This window comes from Lentzea albida (genome assembly GCF_900111005.1).
In the GTDB taxonomy this organism is placed as follows: domain Bacteria; phylum Actinomycetota; class Actinomycetes; order Mycobacteriales; family Pseudonocardiaceae; genus Lentzea; species Lentzea albida.
The window spans coordinates 179,452-205,041 of sequence record NZ_FOFV01000018.1 but is presented as its reverse complement, the minus strand read 5'-3'; the positions used below and the strand labels follow the sequence as shown (position 1 = coordinate 205,041).

Genomic DNA, 25,590 nt, shown 5'->3' with positions numbered 1-25,590 from the left:
CGTTCCAAGATGAGGTATCCCACCCTTTGTGGGTTAAGGCCCCCAGCTAGACCACTGGGTTGATAGGCCAGAGGTGGAAGACCGGTAACGGTTGGAGCTGACTGGTACTAATAGGCCGAGGACTTGTTACAAAGACGCTACGCATCCACTGTGCGGTTCTGGAAGAACAACCAGAACCGATCGAGAGCTCGAACAGGGCTCTGGTTGTACATTTCCATAGTGTTTCGGTGGTTATAGCGTTGGGGAAACACCCGGTCCCATTCCGAACCCGGTAGTTAAGCCCTTCTGCGCCGATGGTACTGCACTGGTTACGGTGTGGGAGAGTAGGTCGCCGCCGAACTTAATTTGCCCTGCGGGTCGAGCGCCACAAGCGCTCCCCGCAGGGCTTTTTCGTGTCTCCGTGCAGGTGTTCGTGCTCATTGAGCGGCTGACCGGGTGATGAGACCCCGGCGAGCGGGTGACGTGCCTCAGGCCCCTGCCGTTCCTCCCTACCGTGATCGTCATGAACGAGCAGTGGGCAGGGGAGGCACCTTTGCGGTGGCGAGCGCGCAGGAGGCGGGGCAGGCACGCCCGCGAGCCCGCGCCGTCCTCGCAGTCGGTCCTGCCCGCAGTGCTCGGCGTCGTGCTGCTGGTGTGCCTGATCCTCCTCCTGCTGACTTACCTCTAGTCCTAGCGGGACTGCAGCGCGTCGAGCGCCACGGCCTGAGCGATCACGAGCCGGCGGTCGATGCCAGGATCCTGGATCCTGACCAGGTAGTGGTCGCGGACCCAGGTCTTCTTGTCGACGCTGAACACGGGAGCGCCGTTCTCCGTCGCGAAGTCGAAGTGGTAGCGCATGGGGAACGGCGCATCTCCGATGTACGGGATCCAGTCCCACAACCGGCGGAAGCCCGCGAGCCACTTGTTGCGCTCCGCCCCGGTCGCCGTGCCGCGGCCCGGCTGCTCGAGGTGCCAGGTCGAGCGCAGCAACGACTTGCCGAAGTCCTTGCGGAACAGGCCGATCGACCTGCCCTGCTCGTCGATGACGTCGTAGCCGCTACCGAGGTCGATCACCTTGCGGGCGTTGAACTCGAACAGCACCCGGTTCTTCGACGAGTCGGTGTAGACGGTGATCCGTTCCTTGATCTTGAGCCGCTTCTGCTCGGCGAACCCCACCAGTGCGCCCGGTGCGCCGTTGTCGTCCAGGAAGACCTCGTAGCGGTTCACCATGAAGGTGACCTTCTGGTGCACGTGTAAGGCGTGCGCGTCCTGCAAGCTCACAGCTCCCCCTTCTCCACCGGCACGGGAGTCAGGCTCCCGGTCGGGAATCGCCGCTCGTTGCGGTCGATCTTGGCGAACGCGGCCTCGACGAGGTCGACACCGAGCTTGTCCGCCAGCCTGGTGAGGTAGTGCATCACGTCCGCGAGCTCGTCGCGGACGTTCCAGGCGAGTTCCGGATCCTGCATCGCGTCCCGTGCCTCTTCGGGCGTCAGCCACTGGAACAGGTCGGTCAGCTCGCCGACCTCCGCGGACAAGGCCATCACCAGGTTCTTGGGCGTGTGGTAGCTGTCCCAGTCACGGGCAGCGGCGAACGCGCGCAGGGCGTCCCTCAGGTCCACGAGATCACGCTGACTCATGCACCACTGATTACCACGTGGACGAACGAGCAAGGATGGCGGCCGATCAATCATGGTTCGTCCGCGTCAACGTTGATTAGCTCTGGTCATGTCAACATTGAGCGCGATCAACACCCCGTCCACGGACGACACCGTCCTCGTCCTCGGCGCCACCGGCAAGACCGGCCGCCGCGTCACCGGCCTCCTCGGCTCCGCCGCGCGTCCGGCGTCGCGGTCGGCGGCCACGAAGTTCGACTGGTCCGCACCGGACACCTGGGAACCCGCGGTCAGAGGAACGACCGCCGTCTACGTCGTGCCGCCGGAGAACCCGGTGCAGTTGAACGACTTCGTCGGTGTCGCCGTGAAGGCCGGTGTGACCCGGCTGGTGCTGCTGTCGATGCGCGGCGCGCCCGCCGACGATCCGTTCGAGGCCGCGGTCAAGGGTTCGGGCGTCGAGTGGACGATCCTGCGTCCCACCTGGTTCATGCAGAACTTCGACGAGGACATCTTCGCGGAGCCGGTGCGCCGGGGCGAGCTCGCCGTCCCGGCCGGCGACGGCGTCCACCCCTTCATCGACGTGGTGGACATCGCCGAGATCGCCGTCGTCGCGCTCACGCAGCCCGGTCACCACGGGAAGACCTACGACCTCAGCGGACCCGAGGCGCTGTCGTTCCCCGAGGTGCTGGCGCGGATCAGCGAGGTGACCGGTGAGCCCGTCCGGTACGTGGACGTCGCTCCCGAAGAGTTCACCGCGGCCTTGCGCGGGCTCGGCTTCTCGGAGGAGATCGCCGACCTCGTCACGATGCTGATCGTGCTCATCCGCAAGGGCGAGGAGGCGCATGTGTCCGACAACGTGCAGCGGGTGCTCGGGCGTGCGCCGCGGACGTTCGCCGACTACTTGGGCAGCAGCAAGTTCGCCTGAAGGCCGCGCGTCCCCTCGTTGGTGATGACGGCTTCGCAGAGCGCGCGCCCCGTGCGGGCGCGCCACTCCTGTGCCATGTCGCAGTAGCGAAGCCCCATCGCGTACGTGAGCTGGCCGACGGACTCACCTTCGAGCAGCACCTCGAGGGTGTGCTCACCGATGTGAGAGCCTCTAACGATCCTGCAGTCGCGCAGTTCCGCGATGACGTGGGCGGGCGTGCGGCCGTTGACGACGCGGTGCAGCACGTGCTGGTGGACCTGCTCGCCCACGACGGCGACCTGCTGTTCCGCGGGCAGCGTCGGTGCCGTGCCGAGTGCCTCGTGGTCGAGCAGCAGGAGTCGCGGGGCGCCGAGGTGCAGGTGCACGCCGTAGCGCTGGTCGCTGCCGACGATGCGCGCCGGGCACGAGCCGATCTCGCCGCGGCCGGCCAGGTCGAGCAGGAGCGGCCGGTAGTCGACGGCCTGCTCGCCGCGCAGGTAGCCGGCGGTGACGGCGGTGCCGTCGCCGCGCAGGAGGTCGACCCGGACCGCCGTGAGGTCGTGCCGGGTGGCGGGTTCCGGCACGAGGACCGCGGTGGCCGGGACGGCGGTGCCGTTCCCGGTGTCGGCTTTGAGCTCGTGGGTGGCGAGCGCGGCGATCTCCGCGATGGCGTCCTGGTGGTGCGACTCGCCGACGATCGCGACCCGTCCCGCCGTGGACAGGCGGCGCAGGCGGGACCGCGTGCGCACCGGGGTGATCTGGTCGGCCGTCTTGTTCTTCGTGCCGACGAACATCAGGCCGAACAGCGCGAGGCCGATGACGAAGCCCAGGGGGCCGAAAGCAACGGTCAGAACCAGGGCGAGCACGGCGACGGCGATCAGGACGGCGGCTGGCGAAGGTTCTGTGCGTTGCTGCATCGTCATGGGGCATCCTCACGACTCGGCTTCCCGTCACTCTCAGTGTCGGACAAGTCGGGCGATGCGTTTCACAAATCGCTCGTTTGGCCCAGCATTGTGGGCTGAGAACTCCAGCCGGTTACAGGAATTCGTCGCGGATCGGGTTCATCCGCCAACGGTGAGTGAGGGTTCTCCTCGGCGAGCTTCACCGCCGCGCCCAGCGAAGCCCACCCGCGGGCCGTCCCGTAGGAGATGCCGCCGAAGAAGAGAGCCCCGAAGACGAAGCTCCAGCTGCCGCTGAACGCGCGGAAGACCGAATAACCGGCCATCGCCGCCGTGAGGACGCTGAGCACCAGCATCAGGTGGTGCGTGCCGTGCCTGACCTTCTTCTGGTTCGGCCGCATCGGCTGCGAAGGCCCCAGGTCCCACAGCTTCTTCGCCTCCGCCCACCGCGTGCTGTCCATCGGCGGCCGCGGATCCGCCTTGGCGCGGCGCCTCGCCCGTTCCAGCACCAGGCGCATCGTCGTGTCGACGTCGTCGACGGGCAGCAGCCACTCCTGCCCGCCACCGATGATCCGCAGTGCCGGTCCCGGTGTGATCGTGAGCTCGCTCGTGTTGCCGAACCGCCACTGCGCGGGTGAGACCACCGTGCCGGCCTCGACGTGGCCGATCCGGTCGAATCGGATCGCGACCCGTCCGACCGGGGACGACGGGTGCCGGGGCGGTGGGAGCTTGTCGACCAGCAGCCGGCGCGACTGCACCCGCAGCCGCCCGCCGCCGCGCAGTCCGATGAGGACCTCGACCGGTGAGCGCCGCACGTCACCGGTGACCGGCCACGACACGACTTTCGCCGCGAGCCACGCGAGACCCCACGCGACCAGCGGTGTCGCCACGCACAGCACGAACTGCTCCGCGCCCTTCGCGGTCAGCAGGCCGACGAACGCGATCGGCGCCGACGGCAGCAACGCGATGCGCGGCCAGGCCGCCGTCATCCACCAGAGCACGACGAAGAGCAGCAGTGCCACGGTGACGGGCCAGAACCCGTTGAGGTAGGCGAACTTCTCCGTGAACTCGGCGGCGAAGTCGAACTCCTCGTCGCCGAACGGCAGCGATCGCTGGAACAGGTACGACGACAGCGTCAGATGCCCGAACGGCACAGCGACGTAGCTGAGCAGGATCAACGGCACGGCAACGAGATACCGCAAGAACACCACGTGCAGCCCCCAGGTCGGATCAGTGGACCAGGGTAAGGCGTGCGCGTCCTCTCGGCCCGGGTTCTCCACCACCCGGCAGGGCGGTCATCACCAGCCCGAACACGAGACCGTTGAGCTCTTCCAGCCCCAGGTTCAGTTCCTTGGCCACGTGCAGCGGTGTCGTGCCGTTCTCGCGGAGGACCTTGAACACCTTCGTGAGCAGTTTGGACGTCTCGCGGCGCGTCATGCCGCCCTCCACGAGGCTGTGCAGGTTCGCCCACCTCGTGAACTGGTCCCTGCCCACGTGCCAGTGGCGGTGGTCGGTGCCGGCCAGGTGCCGCTGGGGCATCAGGAACTCGGCGGCGAACTCGTGCGGCTCGTCGTGCCCGAGCAGCACCGCGAGCTGGACGGCCGCGTCGAACCGCGCCTGCTCGGGCGTCGCCGACGGGGTGAGGAACACGAACGGCGTTCCGATGTGCCAGCAGGAGAACGCCTCCTGCTCGGTGCAGTCGACGGGCAGCGAGAACACCCGCACACCGTGCGACTCGAGCAGCTGCACCATGTTCGGCGCCGGCCCGGTGGCGAGTCGCCACGCCTCCCGCGTGCCCTGGGGCGACGTGCGCGGGGCGGGCAGGTCGGGCTGGGGCAGCACGAACAACCGTTCCAGCCAGCCGCCGAACTCGATCGCGAGCTGCGCCGCCGCCGTGGCCTGCGCGTCGAGCGCCTGCCGCGGCACGGTTTGGGGCCGGGGCGGTTCCGGTGCCGCCAGGAACGCGGCCGGGAACCCGAGCGCCCCCGCCAGCGACTCGACGGTCGAGGCCTTGGGCGTGCGCAGCCCCCGCTCGTAGTCGCCGATGGCCCGCGCCGGCACACCCGACTTCCGCGCCAGCTCGGCCGCGGTGAGTCCGCGCCGGGTGCGGGCGAGCGTGAGTCGCTTGGGCGTGAGCATGATCCGGTCATTCTCGCCCCTGCCGCGGCGCGTTGCCAGGCGGGTCCCAGGTACCGGTCGGTCGTCCGGACGTTCCGGCATCGCAGGCGCGTGTCGCGTCAGGTCGACGCGTTCTCACCCTTCACAGCGAGGCTGGCCGAGCTCGGCACAGCCTCCGCTGCGGCTCTGCGCCCGTCACCGCCGCAACGAGATCGGGAAGTCCACCTCCTCCGGACCGTCCACATTGGGTGCCTTGAGCTGCGGGAACTCCATCGGCGGCAACGGGATCCGGTGCGCCCACCGCTCGATGACCTGGTTCTGCGGCGTGGGCTCCGGCTGCGACACCTCGCGCAACACCACGAGCCGGTCCTCGAGCTGCAGCGGGTACGTGACCAGGAACCACAACTTCAGCCCCTCGCTGCTGCGCACGTTCTCGAACAGCGCGAACTGGTCGTGGTCGTTGTCCCGCATCATCGCCGCGATGGCAGGCCCCTTCGCGTAGTCGCTGCGCAGCGGCGCCTCGGCCGACCCCGTCCCGCGGTTCCCCTGCAGCGTGCCCAGCAGCACGGGCCGGGACGGGTGCCGGATGAGGCCCGCGTTCCAGTGGTCGAGGCGCTGCCAGCCCTCCGCCGCCAGCAGCTGCCGCAACGTGCCCACCCGGTGGATCCAGTCGAGCAGGCCGGGCGCGTTCGTCGGCCCGAACGGCGGCGAGGCGGCGCGGGCGTCGATCCCGGCGGCGATCGCGCGGTCCAGGACGGCCTGGCGCAGGCCGAGGTCGGCGAGCTGCTCGTCGGCGGTGGGGGTGAGCTTGCGGAAGGCGGCGCTGGTCATGGGACGACGGTAGCGACGGGGTCTGACATTTCCGGGAAACCTGCTGGTCGTGTACCGCTACGTCGACGCGCGGGCACGGCGCGGGAGCCGGTGGTCAGGCGGGCACCGCGACGCCGGGCACTGCGTTATCGGGTCGACGTCGTGGCCCGGGGAGCAACCGGCGCAGGCGTGTCGACGTGGTGCTGCGAAGGGCGTGGGTGCTTCTGGCACTCGCGTCCGGAACACGGGCAGCTGCCGGAGGCGAACCGCGAGTGGTGGCGGTGAAGCTGCACGGTGTCGCCTCCACCCAAGACATGAGTGCGGTGCCCAGGGGGAGAGGCCCTGGGCACCGCACTGGCGGCCTGCGGACAGGTCAGGCCGCCACCTGCGTGAGCTCGTGCAGCACGTCCCGCTCACCCAGCCGCTCCCGCGCCCACTCGGCCACCGCGGCGTCCTGCGCGAACAGCACGATCTGCCGGTCTGCGGACAGTCGCAGCAGCAGGTCCAGCAACGCGAGGGTGCGTTCCGCGTCGGCCTGCACGGTGACGTCGTCCAGCAGGAGGGGGCAGGGTTCCGCGGCCAGGTGCTGGGCGAGGGCCACGCGCAGCAGCAGGTAGATCTGTTCCGCCGTGCCCAGCGAGAGGTGTGAGGCCTCGTGCCACGCGTCGGAGGCCGTGCATACGCGCACGGTCAGGGTTGACGCGTCTACGGCGGCGTCCACGTAACGGCCGTCGGTGACTGACGGCAGCCATGCGCGGAGTGCTTCCTCCAGGGCGGGGGCGATGGTGCTGTGCACCTTCTCGCGGGCGGCGGTCAGGTAGTGCGAGGCGAGGTCGATGGCCTCCACTTCGGTGGTCACCTCGGTGAGCACGAGGGTGGCGGCCTGCACCGCCTCTTCGGCGTCCGGGACGCTCGGGAGTGAGCGGGCCATCTCGGTGACGGTGGCCGCCAGTGAGTCGGCGGACGGCGCCAGGGACGGGTCGGCTTCGCAGGCCGCGTAGCGGTGGGCGGCCTCCTGCAGCGACACCAGGTAGGTCTGGGCCGCCGAGAGGGTCGCCTCCAGGTCGTCCGGGGTGCCGGAGGCCAGCAGGGACTGGAGTTCCGCCCACGCGTTGCGCTCGTCCTCGGCCTCGCGGAGCAGGCGGTCCCAGTCGCGCTGCCACTCGGCGATGGCGCGCAGCAGGTCCTCGGGGCGCTCGCCGGTGCGGCCGATCGCCTTCACGGCCTCGCGCAACAGGTCCAGCGCTCGGGTGTGGGCTGCGGCGGCCTCGGCGACGGTGGCCTCGGCCAGGCGGCGGTCGGCGAGGGCCTGGGCCAGGAGTGGGCGTTGGGCGGCCAGCACAGCCTGGCGGCCGCGCACCTTGCAGTCCGTCTCGTAGTCCACGAGGAGGTCCGGCACGGACATGGTGGGGTCGGCCTTGCCGCGGGCCGCCAGTTCCACGCGGACGGCCTTCTCGGTGCGCGCGACCTCGGAGACGAGGTCGGCGTGTTCTGCCTCCCACGCGCCCCGATTCGCCAGGCGCCACAACGTTTCGCGGTCCGCGGGGATGCCCAGCGACGCGCACTCGGCGACGGCTTCGTCGTGCACCCGGACGGCCTCCGCCGCCACGGCGCGCTGGCCCTCGGCCTCGGCGAGGGCGCGGTCGGCGGTGAAGAGCCTGGTGCGCGACTCGGTCGCGGTGGCGGCTCGTTCGGCGGCGAAGACCACGGCCGCCTCGCGTTCGGGGGCGTTGCCCCGGGACAGCGCGCCGGCGACGCCCGCCACCAGTGCGGCGACGAGGACCCCCGCGGCCGCGAGGTGCTGGCCCGTCAGGATCAGCAGGCCGCCGACGAGGGTCGTCAGGCAGCTCAGCGCCAGCAAGGCGTTGCGCAGGAACGGGTTCGGCATCGCGATCTCCTGCACGCGCGCCGCGGCCACGTCGGCCTCGACCTGCGTGCGGGCCGCGTCGGCCGCCGCCTCGTCCTGGTGCACGCGGGCGGCGTCCACCTCGATCGACGCGGTGGTCAGGCGGCCACCGGCGGCGGGGTCGAGCCGGGTGGCCAGGCCGCGCAGCACCGACGGTTCCGCGGTGGTCGGCGGGGACGGCCGGCGTTCGTCGTGCGCGGCGGCGACGGCGGACGCGGTCGCGTAGGCCGAGGCGACGACGCGGAGCTCGTCGTCCAGCGTGGTCTCGCCGACCGGGACCTCCGGCAGGGAGTTGAGCTCGTGCTCCAGCGCCTCCGCCGACGGACCCGTCAGCACGCGGGGACTCGGTGCGGCACGCCACGCGGCCGTCGCGCGGTTCACCAGGCGCGCCAGTTCCTCCTGCGCGGCGATCCCGGACGGCGGCGCGTCTCCGAAGCGCTCCTGCAGCTCGGCGATCCGCGCCACGCGGGCGGTGAGCGACTCGACCGCCGCGGTGTGCTCCTCGACCTCCAGGCGGGCACGGGCGGCCGCCGCGGAACGGGCCTGCGCGCTCAGTTCCAGGTACCGGGCGTGCTCGCGACGGGCCACGGCGAGGTCGGTCTCGGCCTCGCGCAACCGGTTCCGCGCCTCCTTCAACGCGTCCACCGGCGCGGTCAGCCGTTGCAGCGCCTGCTCCACCGTGCCGTCGGTGCCCGCCGTGGCGGCCGCTCGCCGCAGGTGGTCCTGCAGGCCGTCCGCCGCGTCCAGCACGGTCAGCAGCTGCGCCTGGTCCACGCACGCGGTGGCGGTGAACGACGTGCGGTCGAGACCCAGCCGGCGCGACACGTCCGGCACCGAGTCGTCGTTGAGATCGCGGTCCACCGAGACGACCTCGCCGGACTCCAGCGACACCATCGCCGCCACCCGCCACGACTCGCCCTCCCACGGGCGGTGCCGCGCGGACGGGTCACCGCACAAGGCCGCGCGGATCGCGGCGTGCCACGACGACTTCGCCGACTCGTTCACCCCGGACACCACGGTCAGACCGGGTGCCAACGGCAACGTGCGGTCGTGCAACGGCCCGAACGCGTGCGCGGTCACGGACTCGATCTTCATCGTTCCTCCAACGCCCGCAGGCCGGTGGCGAGCACGCGGCCGCGCATGGCCTCGTCCAGCCCCGTGTCCGCCAGCACGTCGCGCACGAACTGGCCGCGCACGGTCCGTTCCGCTGCCACGGAGTCGAAGTCCAGCAACGGGAACGCCTTCTCCGAGTCCAGCCAGTCGAGCGACCTCGACGCCGACACATCGAACACCTCGCGCGACACCGAGCCGTCGTCGTGGACCGTGCACAGCACCGCCCCGCGCTCGCCCGTTTCCCCCGGGGTCAACGGATCCGGGTTGCCGGGGAACGTGTAGTCCACGGCATGCTCCGGCGTGTGCACGTGCCCCAGGAAGGCGTGGTCCAGCCCGGTGATCGCGACGTCACCGGGCGCGGAACCGTGGCACAGCGCCAGGTTCACGCCGCCGCGGGTCACCGCGAAACCGTCGAGCACGTCCCGCGCCGGGCCGGGCCCGACGTGCGCGGCACCCCACAGCGTCAGGCCGTCCGCAAGATCCACGGGCGTCATCGTCCGCGACGAGAACACGTGCACGTTCGGCGTCCAGTCCACCTGCTGGTAGACCGATTCCGGCCCGTACCAGTCGTCGTTGCCGGGAGCCAGGAACACCGGTACGGAGCAGTCGAACGACGACCGCAGGAACGCGGCGGTGGAGGGGGAGCAGCGCTCGTGCTCGTACAGGTCGCCGGCGCAGAGCACCGCGTCGACGCCGGTCTCCTCGGCGAGGTCCACGATGCGACCCAACGTGTCGCGCAACGCCTTCCGCCGCACCGGACCGGCGCTGGGGAAGCGCGTGTCCAGGTGCAGGTCAGCGAACAACAGCAGTTTCACCGGTGCCTTCAGGGATGTCGATCGTGCCGGACAGGGTCAGGTGCAGCTGGAGGGCCTCGGCCACGTCGGCGGTGTCGGCGTGCCAGCCGGTCAGTTCCTCGACGGTCGGGGTGAGCTCGTAGCCGTGGTGGCGGATCGCGCGGCTCAGCGCGTGCCACAGCTGGGAGACGTCGTACGCCACGTCGACGTCGACGTGGGACGCCAGGTTGATCAGCAGCGCCTGCACGGGCTCGTCGGAGTTCTCGGCACCGCACGCGCGGGCGACCGAGCGCTCCACCGCCGTGCGGAGGAGCTCGGCGCAGCAACGGATGCGCACGCCGTCGAGCTCGTCCGGGCGCGCCAGCAGGTTCGCGACGCAGGTCAGCCGGTCCTGGACGTCGGAGGAAAGGGTCATCGCTGCAACCATCCCGCGAGCAGTTCGGTGTCTCTGATCAGCACGTCCAAGTCCCCGCTGTCCCCGCCGACGCGACATGCCTGAAGCAGGTCCACGGCCCACGACCCGACGACGTCCTCCAGGTGCGGCAACAACTTCGCCGGCTCCGCCAGGTCGTCGAGCACGGCCAGCGCGAGCTTCTGCCGGGTCGTCATCGCGAGCTCCAGCTGGCGTTCGACCTCGGCGTGCGGCATCCCGCGCACCAGCCGTTCGCGCCGGAACCTCGCGTGGGAGGCCGACTCCAGGGCCGTGCGGCAGCACGACGCCACGAGCTCGGCCCGCAGCGCGTCCGGCAGGCTCTCGTCGGTGCGCATCGCGCGGGCGTCGCTCAGGCACCGGCCGACCGGGTCCTCGGCCATCCGCACCTGCACGAGGGACGCCTCGCCGCGGTAGACCTCCCAGACCGTGCTGCTCAGCCGCAACCTCCGCAGCGCCTCCACCAGCCGTTCGTCGTGCGTGAAGACCACGACCTGGCGGGTGAGCCCGACGTCCGCGAGCACCTGGGCGAGACCATCCACTTTGGACGCGTCCATCGCCTGCACGGGGTCGTCGATCACGACGAACCGGAACGGGCTCTCGTCGACCATCGCGCGCGGCAGGAACAGCGCCAGTCCCAGCGAGTGCAGCTCGCCCTGGCTCATCACCGCGAGCGCCGAGTTCGAGACCCCGTCGACCGACACGTCCAGCTCGACGTTGCGGGTGCCGCCGAGCCGCACCGCGCCGAGGTCGACGTTGCTCTGCTGGCGCAGCCGCTGCCAGATCCGCTGCGACTCCTTGGCGAACGGCGCGCTGCGCTCGGCCCGCAGCCTCGCCGCGGTCTTGCGGATCCAGTTCTCCGCCTCGGTCACGTCGGCGAGCACCTCGGAGTCGGCGAGTGCCTGCTGTGCCTGGGAATGCCACTCGAACAACGCGATCGCCATCGGCCGCCACACCAGGTCGTGCCGCTCGATCTGCTCGCGCGCCACGGCCTTGAGCTGCTCCACCGCCTGCGCGAGCTCCGCGTACCGGTCGAACACCACGTGCCGCAGCCGCACCGGGTCGTCGATCGACACGCAGGCCTGCCACGCCTGCCAGGCCTGCACCACCGCGGTCGTGTCGAGCACGTCCTGGACCTCGGTCAGCACGTGCGGCACCGGCTGGCACAGCGCCCGCGCCGCGGCCACCGCCACGTCCAGCCGGTCCGCGGCCTCGTGCAGCTCCGCGGCGGCCCTGGCGAGGTGCTCGGCCCGCTTCTTCGCCTTGCTGAGCCACTTGCCGTCGAGCTTGCCGAGGTTGCAGACCGGGCACTCCTGGTTGCCGCCGGACTCCTGCAACTGGATCGCGAGTCGCAGGATCTCGCTGCACCGCAACGAGTCCTGCGCGTTGTCGGTCGCCACCGCGCTCACCGTGCCGAGCGCGAGGTCGAAGGTCTCGCGGACCCGGTCGACCTCGTCCGCCGCGGGCAGCGCCACGTCCATGATCTGCTGCAGGAGGCTGGTCCCGGTGCCGACGTCGGCCCGCAGCGCGAGGTCCGCGATCGCGTCGAGGTCGGGGGAGTCGCTGCCGAGCAGCTCGGCCGCGCGGTGAGCGCGTTCGTCCTGGGACGCTGCCAGTTCCGCCCGCACCCTCTCCCGCCGGTCGTAGGGGCGGGCGACGATCTCGGCCAGGCGTTTGCGGTGCTCGGCGAGCGCCTGCTGCGCCTCGGTGATCGCTTCCAGGCCCAGAAGGCGGTGCATCGCCTCGTAGAGGTCTTCCGGCTGGGCGTCGAGCACGGTCCCGAGCTCGCTGTAGGGCAGGAACGGCCGGTAGGTCTCCAGCGCGTCGCGCCACCTGCGGTCGTCGAACGGCTCGTCGTCCTGCGTCCACTCGCCCTGCGTCGGTTCCTCGCCCGGCGCCCAGCGTCTTCGGATCGTCGTCCTGCCCTGCCGCTGCGCCTGCACGAGGTCCAGCTCGACGGCGGTGTCGGGCTGGTGCAGGTTGCGCCAGCCCTGCCGCCACACGTCGTGCCGCGCACGGGTCCAGCGCGCGTTGTGGCCGGTCAGCGCCAGCTCGGCGGCCTCGGCGAAACTCGACTTGCCCGAGCCGTTGCGCCCGGTGACGACGGTCAGCCCCGGACCCGGCGCGAGCGGCAGGCGTGCCTGGGGGCCGATGCCCCGGAAGCCGCGCACGCGGATCTCCGACAGGTAGATCCCCTGGCCGGGGCCGTCGGACCGCTCGTGCGCGGGTGGTTCCTCGGCCGGTACACCGGCGAGCGCGCGGTCCAGCGCTGCGTCGCCCCGGCACGCCGCCAGCACCAGTTCTGCCGCACGTGGGGTGAGTTCGTACTTGGCCAGTCGCCCGGCCATCAGTTCGAGTAACCCGGCTTCACCCGCCACGGTCACATTTCCTCCAGCTGCCACCACTCGATAGGGCGGCAACTTAGGCACGAAAGTGGAGCTACTGGTGAGTACTCACACGATCGAGTGGTGTTACATAGGGTGACTAAAGGAGGGTTCGGTCGTTAGGGACCCCACACCTGCAGGCCCCTGATCACGAAGTAGGCGTCCGGGACGTAGGTGCCGTGCTTCGGGTAGGTGGTGAACTCGGCCTCCGTCGAGCAGTTCTCCCGCTGGTACACGGTCGCGTCCCTGCTCAGGCGGTTCGCGAACGACTTGCCGGTCAGCGTCAGCGTGATGCACTCGCCGGGGTTCGCCGATTCCACGTCGAGGCGCTGCACGGCTCCTGTGTAGTCCGGGCCGGTCCACACGCAGAACTCGCCCTTGTCGCAGCTCTTGTCACTCTGCGCTACGGCGATCCCACTGGAGGCGACCGCGCCCGCAGTGATCACCAGGGCGGCGATGAGGCTCTTCGTGGACATGGGCGCACCTCCGTCGGAGACGAGTGTGCGTCCGTTCGGGTCAATCGGCCAGACGATCTTGGAGCGCTTTCGCGTCGCGCGGGGCGTAGGCCTTGGCGTCGTTGTCGAAGTAAACGAACACGTCGCCGTGCTCGCGCCACGCCCTGACCTTCTCCGCCCACCGGTCGAGGCCCTCGTCGGTGTAGCCGCTGACGTAGAGCTCGTCGTGGCCGTGCAGGCGGACGTAGACGAAGTCGCTCGTCACCTCTTCGATCAGCGGGTACTTGCCGGCGGCGTCCGCGACGACGAGCGCGATGTCGTGGCGCTTCAGGAGGTCGATGAACTCCGGCGTGATGAAGCTGTCGTGGCGCACTTCGAGGGCGTGGCGCATCGGCCGTTCGGCGTCCGTGGTGGTGTGCGCCGGGTCGACGCGGTGGTCGTGGCGCTTCGCGATCTCGGCGGCCTCGGTGGTGGTGCGGGGGAGGCCCTCGAAGAAGCTCGTCAGCAGGTCCGCGTCGAACCGCAGGGTGGGCGGGAGCTGCCAGAGGATCGGGCCGAGCTTGGGGCCCAGCGCGAGGACGCCGGACGCGAGGTAGTTCGCGAGGAGCTCGTCGCCGTCCTTGAGGCGCTTCATGTGCGTGATGAAACGGCTTCCCTTGACCGAGAACACGAAGTCGTCCGGCGTCTCCGCGGCCCACTTCCGGTAGCTCGACGGGCGTTGCAGCGAGTAGAACGAGCCGTTGATCTCCACGGAACCGAGCTGCTCGCTCAGGTACGCCAGCTCGCGTTTCTGCGTGACGCCCTTGGGGTAGAAGACCCCGCGCCAGGGCGGGTAGACCCATCCCGAAGTGCCGATCCTGACCTCGCCCATGTGGTTATGTTGGCACGGTGGACGCATACCTACAGCGCATCGGTGCCGCACGCACGTCGTCGTTGGCGGAGCTGCACGAGCGGCACCTGCTGAGCGTTCCGTTCGAGAACCTCTGCACGCACATGGACACGCGGATCGTGCTGGAGATCCCGTGGCTGCACGACAAGATCGTGGTGCAGCGGCGCGGCGGGTTCTGCTACGAGCTCAACGGGTTGTTCGCGGAGCTGTTGCGGCACCTGGGACATCACGTCGACCTCCTCGGCGCCCGGACGATCGGCGAGGAGCGGCGGCTCGGCCCGCCGCTCGACCACCTGGCGCTGCTGGTGGACGGAAAGTGGCTCGCCGACGTCGGGTTCGGCTCGTTCACCCTGCACCCGCTCTCCTGGGAGTCGCGAGAGGACCAGCACGACCCGTTCGGCGTGTTCCGGCTCGTGGACGTCGGCGACGACGTGGAGGTGCGGATGGACGGCAAGCCCTGCTACCGGCTGGACCGCCGCCCGCGCGAGCTCGCCGAGTTCGTCCCGACCTGCTGGTGGCACCAGACCGCGCCGGAATCGCACTTCCGCGCCGGGCCGATGGCGTCGCTCGCGTTGCCCGCCGGGCGGATCACCGTGACGGACAAGAAGGTGGTGCGGACGGAGAACGGCCGCAAGACCTCGACGGATGTCGAAGATCCCGCGGCCGCTTTCCTGCAGGAGATGGGACTTCACTTCCGGCAGAGCAACGCGTCCGGCGTCCTGCGCCAGTTGTAGGCGACACCGGCGATGTGCTCGTCCTGCGCGCACTGTCCCTTGTAGTGCCCGTTGGCCCAGTCGCCGCCCTGGTCCGGCCTGTTGTCACCGCGGTCGAACCAGAGGACCCGGGTCTGGTTCCCCTGCGCGACGGGCGCGCAGACCAGCGTGAAGTTCGCGTAGCCGACGGCCGCGTTCCCGTTGGGGCACTGCAACTTCGTGTACCCGGACGCCCAGTCGTTGGTCACGTGCTGCTCGTTGGTGACCCTCGTGGTGTTGCTCCACTGTGGACCGCTGACGCACAGGCCGCGGTTGCCGGTGTGGCTGATGCCGATGAGCTTCTCGCTCTGCGGGCAGGATTCCTTGAGCAGCTGGTTGAACCGCGTCTCGCGCGCGATCTGCCCGGTGCGGCTCGGAGCGTTGACGAGGCGGTTCCACGCGCCGGCGCGCCAGTCGTCGCCGTCGTTGACGCCCATGCGGTTGCCGGCGGCGTCCCAGTGCAGCAACGCCCAGCCGTTGCCACCGCGGTTGGTGTGGAAGCCGACGAGCGGCCAGTAGGCGAAGTCGGTGTCGTTCGCGACGAGCTGGTTCACGAACCGCTCGAACCAGTCCCGTGCCTTGGGGTTGTTCTCGCCGCGCCCGCCGACGCCGAACTCGCTGATCCACAGCGGTGCGGTGAAGTGCTTCTGCGCCTCGGTGATGAAGAAGGCCTGGCGTTGCAGGACGTTGACGTGCTCCTGCGGTGACAGGTCCTGGTAGCGCGGGTCGGTCGTCTCGCCGACACCCGTGGCACCGCTGTGGTTCGGGCCGGTGTAGCCGTAGAAGTGGGCGGAGTAGACGAGCTTCTCGGGGTTGGCGAGCGTGTGGCTGAGGAACCGCGCCGGCTCGAGCGTCGGGCGCCCGTGCGCGAAGCCGTCGACCGGGATGCCCGTCCAGTTGATGCCCTCGACGATGACGAGCAGGTCGGGCGCCACCTGCTGGAGGCGGTCGGCGGCCTGCTGCGAGGCCTTGTGCCAGTCGTGGTCGTTGCCCCAGCCCCAGTTCGGGTCGTCCCAGACGTTGCGGCGCACCTCGTTGTAGAGGTCCGCGCCGACCACGCGCTTGTTGGCCTTGTAGCGGTCGGCCACGAACGCCCAGTCGTTGATCCACTGGTCGGTGCTCTGGCTGGTGTTCCAGCGTTCGTTGCCATCCACGCCGCAGCACCACCGCGACGTGGTGGTGTGGTTGTTGAGGATGACGGCGAGGTTGTTGCGCGTCAGCTCGGCCACTACCGCGTCGTAGACCTCCAGCGGCCGCTTGCCGTTGAGCTGCGCGTCCTTGAGGCCGTTGACGGGATTGGTGTCCTTGAGCATCTGGTTGGAGAACGGCAGCCGGATGCTGTTGACGCCGATCTCCTTGAAACCGCTGATGATCGTGGCCATCGTCGCGCGGTCGAGCCCGAGCGGGACCTGGTCGGCCTTCTCGCCGGAGTGGTGGTTGGCGGGGTCGTTGATGTCGCCGGAGCCGGTGTAGGTGCCGCTCGCACCGTGCCAGTTGCCGGACTTGAGCTTGAAGCGGTCGCCGTGGGCGTCGACGATCCACCGGCCTCGGGTGCTGAGGGGACCGGTCCAGGTCGCCTCGTCCGCGTTCGCCCCGACGGGGTCGGCGTGCGCGGGCGCCACGAGACTCGCGGCCAGGAGCAGGGGAGCCAAGACGCGAATTGGTTTCACATATGTGACCGTATAGGCGTGCCGAGGCGTTGCGCTAGAGCCAGTGCGTTGTACGGCGCCGCGCCGTGCATGGTGTTGTCGAAGTAGACGTACGCGTCGCGGTCCCAGCCGCGGATCTTCTCCGCCCACTCGTCGAGCGCGCGGTCGTCGTAGGAGCTGATGTACAGCTCGTCATGGCCGTGCAGCCGAACGTAGGCGAAATCGGCGGTGACGGTCTCGATGCACGGGAACGTGGGCGCGTCCGACACGACGTGGGCGACGTTGTGCGCGCGCAGCAGGTCGAAGTAGGCGTCGGTGCGGAACGACTCGTGGCGGGGTTCCAGGGCGTGGCGCTGTGCCGGGAGTGCGGCGAGGAAGTCCTGCACCAGGGCCCGGTCGAACCGCAGACTGGGTGGGAGCTGCCAGATGATCGGACCCTGCTTGGCGCCGAGCGCCAGCGAGTCGAAGAACGTCCTGAGCGGCTCCTCGACGTCGCGCAAGCGTTTGACGTGCGTGACGAGCTTCGGTCCCTTGACGGAGAACGTCAAGTCCTGCGGGGTCTCCGAGAGCCACTTGAGGTAGTTCGTCCGCGGCTGGAGGCGGTAGAACGAGCTGTTGATCTCGACCGTGTCCACGTGCTCGGCGAGGTGGGCGAGCCACCGCCGCTGGGGGACGCCGCGGTAGAAGCCCTCGCGCCATTCCGGGTAGCGCCAGCCCGACGTGCCGATCCTGATCACACGTCCCGGATAGCCGCGAGAGCCTGTAGCTACTCTGTAGCACTTTTTGGCGAACTGCGCTACGGTGGTGGCATGCAGCAGCTCCAAGCCATCGGCCAGCGTGAGCTCCGCAACGACAACGCGGAGATCATGCGGCGCGTCGAGGCGGGTGAGAGCTTTGTCGTCACCCGCAACAACAAACCCGTCGCCCAGCTCTCGCCGTACCGGGAGGGCCCCGTGAGCCGTCCGCCGCTCGGTGACGTGCAGGTGCTCTTCGGCACCCTGCCGCCCGTCGACGCGGACCGCTGGGAGGCCGACCGGCGAGCCGCCGACCAGGTGTTCGGCGGCGACGACCCGCTGGAAGACCCGTGGCAGAGCTGAACTGCCTGCTCGACACCTGTGTGCTGATCAGGCTCGAGCGGGCGAACCTGGGCGAGTACGTGAACGCCCAGCCGTTCCTCAGCGCCGTCACGATCGCGGAGCTGGCGTTCGGCCTCGACACCGAGGACCCGGTCGAGCGGTTCGCGCGCACGGAGCGGTACTACGCGGCGCTGCAGACGTTCGAGGTGCTGCCGTTCGGCGTCGAGGAGGCCAAGGTCTACGGCCAGATGGCGTCGCTGGTGAGACGCGCCGGCCGGTCACCCCGTCCGCGGCGGATGGACCTGCAGATCGCGGCCACGGCGGCAGTGGCGGGCCTGCCGGTGCTGACGATGAACGTCAAGGACTTCAAGGACGTCGGCCGGCTCGTGGAGGTCGTGCCGATCCGTCAGGTGTGAGCGGCTCGGGATTTCGCGTTCCACCAGTGAGGAACGTGCGAACCCGTTCCAGGTGGTCCACGGGACCTTGCCGTCCGACGGGTCCAGCCACACGCGCACGGGCCGCAAGAATCCGTACGTACGGGTTCAGCGGGCCGCCGACGTTCAGCAGGATCGCGGGACACGGGAACATGACCTGATCGAAACATCCCAAGTGCTAATGATCCCGTGATTCATCCCGATACGTCACACATGACTGTCACGGACATCGCGGCGTGGGGTACGGCGGACCACGTGCGAGCCGCGCTCGAGCACCACCTCGAAGGCGCGCTGGTCGAAGTGCCGGAGGACGACGGGTCTCCCCGGTGGGCGTTCGGCGAGGCGCTGCGCAGGTCGTTGATGCTGCGCCAGAACCACCCGTTCGACACCGTCGCGATCGGGCTGCCGGACTCGACGCGCTACCGGGAGCTGGTGGCCGGGTCCGAGGTGACGCTGCGCGCCACGAACATCGACGCCTGGTTCATCCGCGAGGACGGGTCGGCGGAGCTGCACCAGCCGGTGATGCTGCCGGAGGCCTAGACGCGACGAAGCCCCGGCTCCGTCGAGGAGGAGCCGGGGCTTCGGCCGAGCACTCTAGGCGGGCACGGAGGCCACGCCCGGCGCCAGGAAGCGCTTGCCCGTGACCTTCTCCGAGATGCCGGTGCGGTCCAGGTACGGCGTGATGCCGCCCAGCCAGAACGGCCAACCGGCGCCCAGGATCATGCACAGGTCGATGTCCTGCGCCTCCGCGACCACGCCCTCGTCGAGCATGATGCGGATCTCCTCGGCCAGCGCCTCGAGCGCGCGGGTCTTCACCTCTTCACCCGTCAGGGGCGAGGAGCCGAACTCCCACAGCGCCAGGACCTCGGGGTCGACGGTCTGCGCACCGGTGGAGTCCCACTGCCAGACCGCGCCCTTGCCGGCGGCGACGAACTTCTTCATGTTCTCCGACACCGAGAAGCGGTCCGGGAACGCGCCGTGCATCGTCTCCGACACGTGCAGCGCGACGGCGGAGCCGACCAGCTGCAGCAGGATCATCGGCGACATCGGCAGGCCCAGCGGCTCGGTGGCCTTGTCGGCGACCTCGAACGACGTGCCCTCGTCGACCGACTTGATGACCTCGCCCATGAAGCGGGTCAGCAGGCGGTTCACGACGAACGCGGGCGCGTCCTTCACGAGCACCGAGGACTTCTTGAGCTGCTTGCCGATCGAGAACGCCGTGGCGAGCGTGGCGTCGTCGGTCTGCTCGGCGCGCACGATCTCCAGCAGCGGCATGACCGCGACCGGGTTGAAGAAGTGGAAGCCCACGACCCGCTCGGGGTGCTTGAGCTTCGACGCCATGTCCGTGATCGACAGCGACGACGTGTTCGTGGCGAGGATCGCCTCGGGGGAGACGTGCTCCTCGACCTCGGCGAACACCTGCTGCTTCACGGCGAGGTCCTCGAACACGGCCTCGATCACGAAGTCGGCGTCGGAGAACGCGGACTTGTCCAGCGAGCCGGAGACCAGCGCCTTCAGGCGGTTCGCCTCGTCCGGGGAGATCCGCTTCTTCGAGGCCAGCTTGTCGATCTCGGCGTGGACGTAGCCGACGCCCTTGTCGACGCGCGCCTGGTCGATGTCGGTCAGCACGACCGGCACGTGCAGGCGGCGGATGAACAGCAGCGCCATCTGCGAGGCCATCAGGCCCGCGCCGACGACACCGACCTTGGTGACCTTGCGCGCCAGCGACTTGTCCGGAGCACCCGCCGGTCGCTTCGCGCGCTTCTGCACCAGGTTGAACGAGTACAGGCCCGCGCGCAGCTCGTCGCTCATGACGAGGTCCGCGAGGCCCTCGGTCTCGGCGGCGTAGCCCTTCTCCAGGTCGTTCTCGCGCGCCAGCTCCAGCAGCTCCAACGCCTTCAGCGCACCCGGCGCCGCGCCCTTGGTCTTGCCGTGCACGATGCCCTTGGCGCGCGCGACGGCCGCGTCCCACGCCTCGCCGCGGTCGATCTCCTTGCGGGGCACGGAGATCTCGCCGCGCACGACGCCGGACAGCCACAGCAGCGACTGCTCCAGGTAGTCGGCGGAGTCGAACAGCACGTCCGCGATGCCCAGCGCGAGCGCTTCCTTCGGCTTGAGCATCTTGTTCTGGTTCAACGCGTTCTCGAAGATCACCGTCACGGCGTCGTTCGCGCCGATCAGGTTCGGCAGCAGCTGCGTGCCGCCCCAGCCCGGGAACAGGCCCAGGAACACCTCGGGCAGCGCGATCGCGGCCGCGTTCGACGCCAGCGTGCGGTAGTGGCACGACAGCGCGAGCTCGAGACCGCCACCCATGACCGCGCCGTTGACGAAGGCGAAGGTCGGGATGTCCGAGTCGGTGAACTTCTTGAAGACCTCGTGGCCCAGCGCGCCGATCGTGACGCCCTGCGAACGGTCGGAAGCCTTCTCGACGGCCGTCAGGTCCGCGCCCACCGCGAAGATGAACGGCTTGCCCGTCACCGCGATGGCGGCGGGGGAGGCCGCGTAGGCCTCGTCGAACGCGGCACCCAGCGACACCAGCGACTGCGGGCCGAACGTCGACGGACGCGTGTGGTCCAGGCCGTTGTCGATCGTGATGAACGCGACCGGCTTGTCCAGGCCGGGAACGCTGATCAGGCGCGTCTTGGCGTGGGTGACGACCTCGTCGGGGAAGATCGCCTTTGCTTCCTCAGCAGAGATGGTCACTTGCCGCTCCAGTTCGGGTTTTCCCAGATGACGGTCCCGCCCATGCCGATGCCGATGCACATGGTGGTGAGGCCGTAGCGCACGTCCGGGCGCTCGGCGAACTGACGCGACAGCTGCGTCATCAGGCGCACGCCGGAAGAGGCCAGCGGGTGGCCGGTGGCGATCGCGCCGCCCCACTGGTTCACGCGGGGGTCGTCGTCGGCGATGCCGAAGTGGTCGAGGAACGCGAGCACCTGGATCGCGAACGCCTCGTTGACCTCGAACAGGCCGATGTCCTCGATGGACAGACCGGCGCGCTCCAGCGCCTTCTCCGTCGCGGGGACCGGGCCGATGCCCATGACCTCGGGCTCGACGCCCAGGAACGAGTAGCCCACCATCCGCATGCCGATGGGAAGACCCAGCGAACGAGCGGTCTCCTCCTCGGCGAGGATGCAGCCGGTCGCGCCGTCGTTCAGACCGGCCGCGTTGCCCGCGGTGATCCGGCCGTGCGGGCGGAACGGCGTCTTGAGCTTCGCCAGGTCCTCGACGGTGGTGCCCGGACGCGGCGGCTCGTCGGCCGTCGCGAGGCCCCAGCCGTTCTCGGCGGAACGGGTCGCGACGGGCACGAGCTCCGGCCCGATCTTGCCGTTCTTCAGCGCGTCGGCGTACTTGGCCTGGGAGGCGGCCGCGTAGGCGTCCGTGCGCTCCTTGGTGATGTGCGGGAACCGGTCGTGCAGGTTCTCCGCGGTCTGGCCCATGACGAGCGCGCTGGTGTCGACGATCTTGTCCGACAGGAAGCGCGGGTTCGGGTCGACGCCCTCGCCCATCGGGTGGCGGCCCATGTGCTCGACGCCGCCCGCGATGGCGACGTCGTAGGCGCCGAACGCGATGCCGCTCGCGGCCGTGGTCACGGCGGTCATCGCGCCCGCGCACATGCGGTCGATCGAGTAGCCGGGCACGGACTTCGGCAGGCCCGCGAGCAGGGCGGCGGTGCGGCCGAGCGTCAGGCCCTGGTCGCCGATCTGCGTCGTGGCCGCGATCGCGACCTCGTCGACGCGCTCCGGCGGCAGCTCCGGGTGCCTGCGCAGCAGCTCACGGATGACCTTGACGATCAGGTCGTCGGCACGGGTCTCGGCGAAAATCCCCTTGGGGCCGGCCTTGCCGAACGGCGTGCGGACGCCGTCGACGAAGACCACGTTCCGAACGCGTGCCGGCGCTGCTGGTGCGGCCACGGCGTCTCCTCCACTTGTGGTGACAACTCTGTCCACTCCGGCCGGGCTGCGCGACATCCCTACCGGTCGGTAACGCCAACTCTAGCCCTAGTTACTGGCCGGTAACCACAGCGGCACCCCTGTTCGTTGTGTCACACACCTTGCGCACGATCAGGAACAGCGGCAACCCGACCGGGGCCAGCAGGATCGTGATCACCAGAACGGGTGCCATCACCAGCGGGTGGACGTCCAGCCGGCGTCCCTCGAGGTACATCCAGCGGCCGACGAACAGGTCCCACGCGAGCATGTGCGCCCACACCAGCGCGGTGCCGGCGGGCGTGGCCAGGTAGTCGGCCAGCGGACCGATCTCGGGCCGGGTGACCAGCGGCAGCACCGTGGTCAGCTCCGGGACCAGCAGCACGACGTAGATCAGGGCCGGTGGCAGGACGATCAGGTACGACTCGGCGATCCGCTTCGTCCACGACCACTTCGGCGCGAGGACCATGAGCGCCCAGAACGGCGCGGCCACCAGGAACGTGAGGTCGAACAGCAGGGCGGTCATGCGGACACGAGCTCCTTCTTCGGTTCACGCGCCCACACCAGTCCCAGTGCGGTCGCGACGACGATTCCGGCGAGCGCGAGCAACGTCGTGCCGTCCGGCTGGACGAGCGACTGGCCGCGCAACGCCTGCCAGGTCACGAGCAGGAAGATCCCCAGGAACGACGCGCTGGTCACCCAGGCGATCTTCGTGGTGGCGCGGGCGCCGAGCAGGGCGATGACCACCGGCAGCACCTGCAGCGCGTGCATGCCCACGAAGTGCCCGACCCGCAGGTCGCCGTGCTCGGTGCTCCACCCGGTGAGCGCCATGTACGCGCCGCCGTCGGGCGCGCCGACCGTGTGTGAGCCGAGGGTGTCGCCGTCGAGCGCCTGGCCGGGCTTCGGGCTGGTCATCAGGAACCCGACGCCGAGGCCGAGGAATGAGATCACGAGCCCGAGCCGGATCGACCACGAGAGCGCCTTGTTCTCGATGTCGGTGCGCCACAACAGGATCGCGATGATCGCGTGCGTCACCCACAGCACCACGATCGTGGAGCCCATGATCGAGAACAGCGTCGTGTCGAGCGGCGTCTCGAAGTTGAAGTGGCTGCGCCGGCCGCGGATCACCTGACCGACGATCACGACCATTTCGATCGCGCCGGCCGCCGCCAGCACGGTGCCCGCCCACCAGCCGACGCGCTGGAACCTCTTCAGGTACGTGAGCAGCCACGCCAGCGTGAACGAGTAGAGCGCGAGCGACACGGCGAACTTCATCGGCTTGAGCCAGATCGGCGAGTTGACCACCGTCCGGTCGTCGACCAGCAGCCCGACGAGCGCGACGGGGATCAACAGCACCATCAACGACCCGAAGACCACTAACGGACGGTGCCACATGCGGAACATCTCGATACCCCCTGAATGGATAGCGGCACTCTCTACTATCCGGAAGCTACACTATCCATATGCGTGTTGGCGAGCTTTCGAAGAGAAGCGGCGTTCCGGTGCCGACGATCAAGTACTACCTGCGCGAGGGACTGCTGCCCGCCGGCGTGCTGACCAGCCCGAACCAGGCCCACTACGATGACGAGCACCTCCGCAGGCTGCGGCTCGTCCGCGCGCTCGTGGACGTCGGCGGCCTGTCGATCGCGTCCGTGCGGGAGGTCCTCGAGGTCATCGACACCCGCGAGGAGTCGCTGCACCGCAAGCTCGGCGCCGTGCAGGAGGCCATCAGCCAGCCGAGCCCGGTCGAGCTGGACCCGATGGCGGTCAAGGACGTCCAGGCGTTCTTCGAACGCCAGGGCGAGACCGAGTGCGCCGATGTCACGGCGAGCAACGTGACCCACATGCTCGCCGCCGCGCTGTCGGTGGCCCGCTCGATCGGTCACGACCACTTCCAGGACCTGCTCGACCCCTACCTGGAGGGGCTGAAGCTCATCGCGCGCGCCGACCTCGAGTACATCGCCACGCGCGGTTCGCGCGACGACGTCATCGAGGCCATGGTGGTCGGGACGTTGATCGGCGACACGGTCATCAAGGCCGTCCGGCGGCTCGCCCACGCCCAGGTCTCGCGCGAGGTGATCGGCGAACAGCCCCCGTCGGACGAGGTCTAATCTCCGTTAGACCCCTTAACAGACACATCCGCTTGCAACTCCGGTGAAAGAGCGGGCGTCCTGCCGGACATGACCCGGGGTGGAGCAGGTGGACGTGGAACCGCGCCAGACGGGCTTCGAGGCCGTCGCGCAGGCGCTGATCGAGCCGCTGCGCCGGTACCTGGCGCGCCGGACCGACGCCGCGACCGCGGACGACGTGCTGTCCGAGACGCTGCTGGTCGCGTGGCGGCGGCGCGACGAGATGCCGGCCGAACCGCTGGCGTGGGCGTACGCCGTGGCGCGCAACTGCCTCGCCAACGCCGAACGGTCGCGGCGCCGGCAGGACCGGCTGCTCGTGCGGATCTGGCAGCTCGCCCGACCGCCGGAGCACACACCGGCGCGCGACGACCCGGATCCGGGCCTGGCCAGAGCGCTCGCGCGGCTGTCCTCCGCCGACGCCGAACTGGTGCGGCTCTGGGCGTGGGAGGAACTGGGGCCCGCCGAGATCGCCCAGGTGGTCGGGACGACCGCCAACGCCGTGAGCATCCGCCTGCACCGGGCACGCCGGAAGTTGAAGTCCCTGCTGGACGAGCAGGCGGAAGGAGAGCGGCCATGACCGACGACGACCTGCGCGACCGGATGCGCCGCGCCGACCCGGCGCGCTCGCTGCGGCCCCTGCCGGACGACGAGGCACGGCGGCTCGTCGCCGGTGCCGCGCTCGACGCCCCCGCCCCGCCGAGGCCGGCCTCGCGGCTGCTGCCGGTGCTCGTCGGCGCCGTCGCCGTCGTCGCGGTGGTCGCCGGGGTGGTGGTGCTGGGCGGGGGGGACTCCGAGCAGGCGCCCAGGCCGGACGTGGCGTTGCCGACGACCACCCGGCCCGGTCTGGAGAACGGGCCGGGCCTGCCCGACACCAGCGGGGGACGGCCGGCGACCAGCGCCCCGGCCCCGCCCGGCACCAGCACGACTCAGGCACCGCCGACGACGGCGACGTCGTCCAGCGGCCGCAAGACCACGGTCGCCGTGCTCACGGCGGCGCCGGCCGACGGGGACGTCCGGTGCCGCACGCCCGAGGCGGCCGTGCTCGCCGAACAGGCGGGGATGGCGTTCGAGGCCACCGCCCTGAAGGTCGAGGCCGACGTCGTGACGCTGCAGGTCCACCGCGCCTGGACGGGGGAGGCCGACGTCGTCGAGGTCAGGAACACCACCGGTGCGCCCGTGCTGCTCGGGTTCGAACCCGAGGCCGGCAGGAGGTACCTCGTCGCGGCCAGCGACCTGAAGGTGATGGGGTGCGGCTACAGCGGGCCCGACGAGCCGTCCCTGCGGGCGCTCTACGACGAGGCGTTCCCGAAGCGCTGAACGGCGGGCG

General features: G+C 70.0%; 27 protein-coding genes and 2 rRNA genes. 11 read left to right on the top strand and 18 right to left on the bottom strand.

Features of this window, described 5'->3' with window-relative positions; translation table 11 throughout:
• The 3 genes from BMY74_RS35265 to BMY74_RS45425 all read left to right on the top strand — a co-directional run.
• Positions 1-131 (top strand): 23S ribosomal RNA (locus BMY74_RS35265); the annotation flags it as partial.
• A gap of 92 nt (positions 132-223) precedes the next feature.
• A 5S ribosomal RNA gene (gene rrf / locus BMY74_RS35260) occupies positions 224-340 on the top strand.
• A gap of 162 nt (positions 341-502) precedes the next feature.
• Positions 503-667 carry a hypothetical protein gene (locus BMY74_RS45425; RefSeq protein WP_177230081.1) on the top strand — a complete coding sequence of 55 codons (165 nt, stop codon included), beginning with the start codon at positions 503-505 and terminating at the stop codon, positions 665-667.
• Positions 668-669: 2 nt separating this feature from the next.
• Here the strand turns inward: BMY74_RS45425 and BMY74_RS35250 are convergent, their stop codons facing one another.
• The gene (locus BMY74_RS35250; RefSeq protein WP_245786530.1) at positions 670-1,260 is read right to left on the bottom strand and encodes an LURP-one-related family protein; all 591 of its coding nucleotides are present in this window, start codon (positions 1,258-1,260) and stop codon (positions 670-672) included.
• Positions 1,257-1,616, bottom strand: coding sequence for a nucleotide pyrophosphohydrolase (locus BMY74_RS35245; protein ID WP_089923267.1), 360 nt, complete (start codon positions 1,614-1,616; stop codon positions 1,257-1,259). Before BMY74_RS35245 ends, BMY74_RS35250 begins: the two co-directional genes overlap by 4 nt.
• Before the next feature lie 88 nt (positions 1,617-1,704).
• Between BMY74_RS35245 and BMY74_RS35240 the strand changes: the two genes are divergently transcribed.
• A complete protein-coding gene (locus BMY74_RS35240) occupies positions 1,705-2,517 on the top strand; it encodes an NmrA family NAD(P)-binding protein (RefSeq protein WP_089923264.1) in 813 nt (270 codons plus the stop codon).
• Here BMY74_RS35240 and BMY74_RS35235 read toward each other — a convergent pair.
• The 10 genes from BMY74_RS35235 to BMY74_RS35190 all read right to left on the bottom strand — a co-directional run bounded on the left by BMY74_RS35235 (position 2,490) and on the right by BMY74_RS35190 (position 14,276).
• Positions 2,490-3,419 (bottom strand): hypothetical protein, encoded by a 930-nt coding sequence (locus BMY74_RS35235; protein ID WP_089923260.1) that lies wholly within the window; start codon positions 3,417-3,419, stop codon positions 2,490-2,492. The two genes, BMY74_RS35240 and BMY74_RS35235, sit on opposite strands and share 28 nt — an antisense overlap.
• Positions 3,420-3,481: 62 nt before the next feature.
• Positions 3,482-4,597, bottom strand: coding sequence for a hypothetical protein (locus tag BMY74_RS35230; protein ID WP_143091831.1), 1,116 nt, complete (start codon positions 4,595-4,597; stop codon positions 3,482-3,484).
• Positions 4,598-4,625: 28 nt separating this feature from the next.
• Complete coding sequence (locus tag BMY74_RS35225) at positions 4,626-5,534, bottom strand: helix-turn-helix domain-containing protein (protein WP_177230080.1); 909 nt, start codon at positions 5,532-5,534, stop codon at positions 4,626-4,628.
• A 174-nt stretch (positions 5,535-5,708) separates the two neighbouring features.
• Positions 5,709-6,344, bottom strand: coding sequence for a hypothetical protein (locus BMY74_RS35220; protein ID WP_089923250.1), 636 nt, complete (start codon positions 6,342-6,344; stop codon positions 5,709-5,711).
• A 352-nt stretch (positions 6,345-6,696) separates the two neighbouring features.
• On the bottom strand, positions 6,697-9,324 hold the full coding sequence (locus BMY74_RS35215) for an AAA family ATPase (protein ID WP_089923248.1): 2,628 nt from the start codon (positions 9,322-9,324) through the stop codon (positions 6,697-6,699).
• Positions 9,321-10,157 (bottom strand): metallophosphoesterase family protein, encoded by an 837-nt coding sequence (locus BMY74_RS35210; RefSeq protein ID WP_089923245.1) that lies wholly within the window; start codon positions 10,155-10,157, stop codon positions 9,321-9,323. The genes BMY74_RS35215 and BMY74_RS35210 overlap by 4 nt, the downstream gene beginning before the upstream one ends.
• Positions 10,135-10,551 (bottom strand): hypothetical protein, encoded by a 417-nt coding sequence (locus BMY74_RS35205; RefSeq protein WP_089923242.1) that lies wholly within the window; start codon positions 10,549-10,551, stop codon positions 10,135-10,137. The genes BMY74_RS35210 and BMY74_RS35205 overlap by 23 nt, the downstream gene beginning before the upstream one ends.
• Positions 10,548-12,950 carry an AAA family ATPase gene (locus BMY74_RS35200; RefSeq protein ID WP_089923239.1) on the bottom strand — a complete coding sequence of 801 codons (2,403 nt, stop codon included), beginning with the start codon at positions 12,948-12,950 and terminating at the stop codon, positions 10,548-10,550. Before BMY74_RS35200 ends, BMY74_RS35205 begins: the two co-directional genes overlap by 4 nt.
• A gap of 119 nt (positions 12,951-13,069) precedes the next feature.
• On the bottom strand, positions 13,070-13,426 hold the full coding sequence (locus BMY74_RS35195; RefSeq protein WP_089923234.1) for a peptidase inhibitor family I36 protein: 357 nt from the start codon (positions 13,424-13,426) through the stop codon (positions 13,070-13,072).
• 40 nt (positions 13,427-13,466) lie between these two features.
• Positions 13,467-14,276 (bottom strand): DUF72 domain-containing protein, encoded by an 810-nt coding sequence (locus tag BMY74_RS35190; protein WP_089923230.1) that lies wholly within the window; start codon positions 14,274-14,276, stop codon positions 13,467-13,469.
• 17 nt (positions 14,277-14,293) lie between these two features.
• Between BMY74_RS35190 and BMY74_RS35185 the strand changes: the two genes are divergently transcribed.
• Positions 14,294-15,028, top strand: coding sequence for an arylamine N-acetyltransferase family protein (locus tag BMY74_RS35185; RefSeq protein WP_089923227.1), 735 nt, complete (start codon positions 14,294-14,296; stop codon positions 15,026-15,028).
• Here the strand turns inward: BMY74_RS35185 and BMY74_RS35180 are convergent.
• Together BMY74_RS35180 and BMY74_RS35175 are read right to left on the bottom strand one after the other, a co-directional pair.
• On the bottom strand, positions 14,983-16,698 hold the full coding sequence (locus BMY74_RS35180; RefSeq protein WP_245786529.1) for a glycoside hydrolase family 5 protein: 1,716 nt from the start codon (positions 16,696-16,698) through the stop codon (positions 14,983-14,985). The genes BMY74_RS35185 and BMY74_RS35180 overlap by 46 nt on opposite strands.
• Positions 16,699-16,712: 14 nt before the next feature.
• Positions 16,713-17,432: a DUF72 domain-containing protein gene (locus BMY74_RS35175; RefSeq protein WP_089923221.1), complete on the bottom strand. Its 720-nt coding sequence runs from the start codon at positions 17,430-17,432 to the stop codon at positions 16,713-16,715.
• A gap of 72 nt (positions 17,433-17,504) precedes the next feature.
• Here BMY74_RS35175 and BMY74_RS35170 point away from each other — a divergent pair, with 72 nt between their 5' ends.
• The 3 genes from BMY74_RS35170 (at position 17,505) to BMY74_RS35160 (ending at position 18,745) form a co-directional block, all read left to right on the top strand.
• A complete protein-coding gene (locus BMY74_RS35170; protein WP_089923217.1) occupies positions 17,505-17,792 on the top strand; it encodes a type II toxin-antitoxin system Phd/YefM family antitoxin in 288 nt (95 codons plus the stop codon).
• The gene (locus BMY74_RS35165; protein WP_245786528.1) at positions 17,780-18,187 is read left to right on the top strand and encodes a type II toxin-antitoxin system VapC family toxin; all 408 of its coding nucleotides are present in this window, start codon (positions 17,780-17,782) and stop codon (positions 18,185-18,187) included. The genes BMY74_RS35170 and BMY74_RS35165 overlap by 13 nt, the downstream gene beginning before the upstream one ends.
• A 231-nt stretch (positions 18,188-18,418) precedes the next feature.
• Entirely contained in the window at positions 18,419-18,745 is a 327-nt protein-coding gene (locus BMY74_RS35160) for a hypothetical protein (protein ID WP_089923214.1), read from the top strand.
• Positions 18,746-18,799: 54 nt separating this feature from the next.
• Here BMY74_RS35160 and BMY74_RS35155 read toward each other — a convergent pair whose 3' ends face one another.
• The 4 genes from BMY74_RS35155 to BMY74_RS35140 are packed head-to-tail and all read right to left on the bottom strand — an operon-like array spanning position 18,800 to position 23,529.
• Positions 18,800-20,908, bottom strand: a complete 2,109-nt coding sequence (locus BMY74_RS35155) for a 3-hydroxyacyl-CoA dehydrogenase NAD-binding domain-containing protein (RefSeq protein WP_089923211.1) — start codon at positions 20,906-20,908, stop codon at positions 18,800-18,802.
• Positions 20,905-22,176: a thiolase family protein gene (locus BMY74_RS35150; protein WP_425434884.1), complete on the bottom strand. Its 1,272-nt coding sequence runs from the start codon at positions 22,174-22,176 to the stop codon at positions 20,905-20,907. Before BMY74_RS35150 ends, BMY74_RS35155 begins: the two co-directional genes overlap by 4 nt.
• Positions 22,177-22,210: 34 nt before the next feature.
• Positions 22,211-22,660, bottom strand: a complete 450-nt coding sequence (locus BMY74_RS35145) for an ABA4-like family protein (RefSeq protein ID WP_089923205.1) — start codon at positions 22,658-22,660, stop codon at positions 22,211-22,213.
• The gene (locus BMY74_RS35140) at positions 22,657-23,529 is read right to left on the bottom strand and encodes a hypothetical protein (RefSeq protein WP_245786527.1); all 873 of its coding nucleotides are present in this window, start codon (positions 23,527-23,529) and stop codon (positions 22,657-22,659) included. The genes BMY74_RS35145 and BMY74_RS35140 overlap by 4 nt, the downstream gene beginning before the upstream one ends.
• 68 nt (positions 23,530-23,597) lie before the next feature.
• Here BMY74_RS35140 and BMY74_RS35135 point away from each other — a divergent pair, with 68 nt between their 5' ends.
• The 3 genes from BMY74_RS35135 to BMY74_RS35125 all read left to right on the top strand — a co-directional run bounded on the left by BMY74_RS35135 (position 23,598) and on the right by BMY74_RS35125 (position 25,580).
• Positions 23,598-24,245, top strand: a complete 648-nt coding sequence (locus BMY74_RS35135) for a MerR family transcriptional regulator (protein ID WP_089923201.1) — start codon at positions 23,598-23,600, stop codon at positions 24,243-24,245.
• An 88-nt stretch (positions 24,246-24,333) separates the two neighbouring features.
• Positions 24,334-24,840 carry an RNA polymerase sigma factor gene (locus BMY74_RS35130; RefSeq protein WP_218159847.1) on the top strand — a complete coding sequence of 169 codons (507 nt, stop codon included), beginning with the start codon at positions 24,334-24,336 and terminating at the stop codon, positions 24,838-24,840.
• Positions 24,837-25,580 carry a hypothetical protein gene (locus BMY74_RS35125; protein WP_089923200.1) on the top strand — a complete coding sequence of 248 codons (744 nt, stop codon included), beginning with the start codon at positions 24,837-24,839 and terminating at the stop codon, positions 25,578-25,580. The genes BMY74_RS35130 and BMY74_RS35125 overlap by 4 nt, the downstream gene beginning before the upstream one ends.
• Positions 25,581-25,590 lie beyond the last annotated feature (10 nt).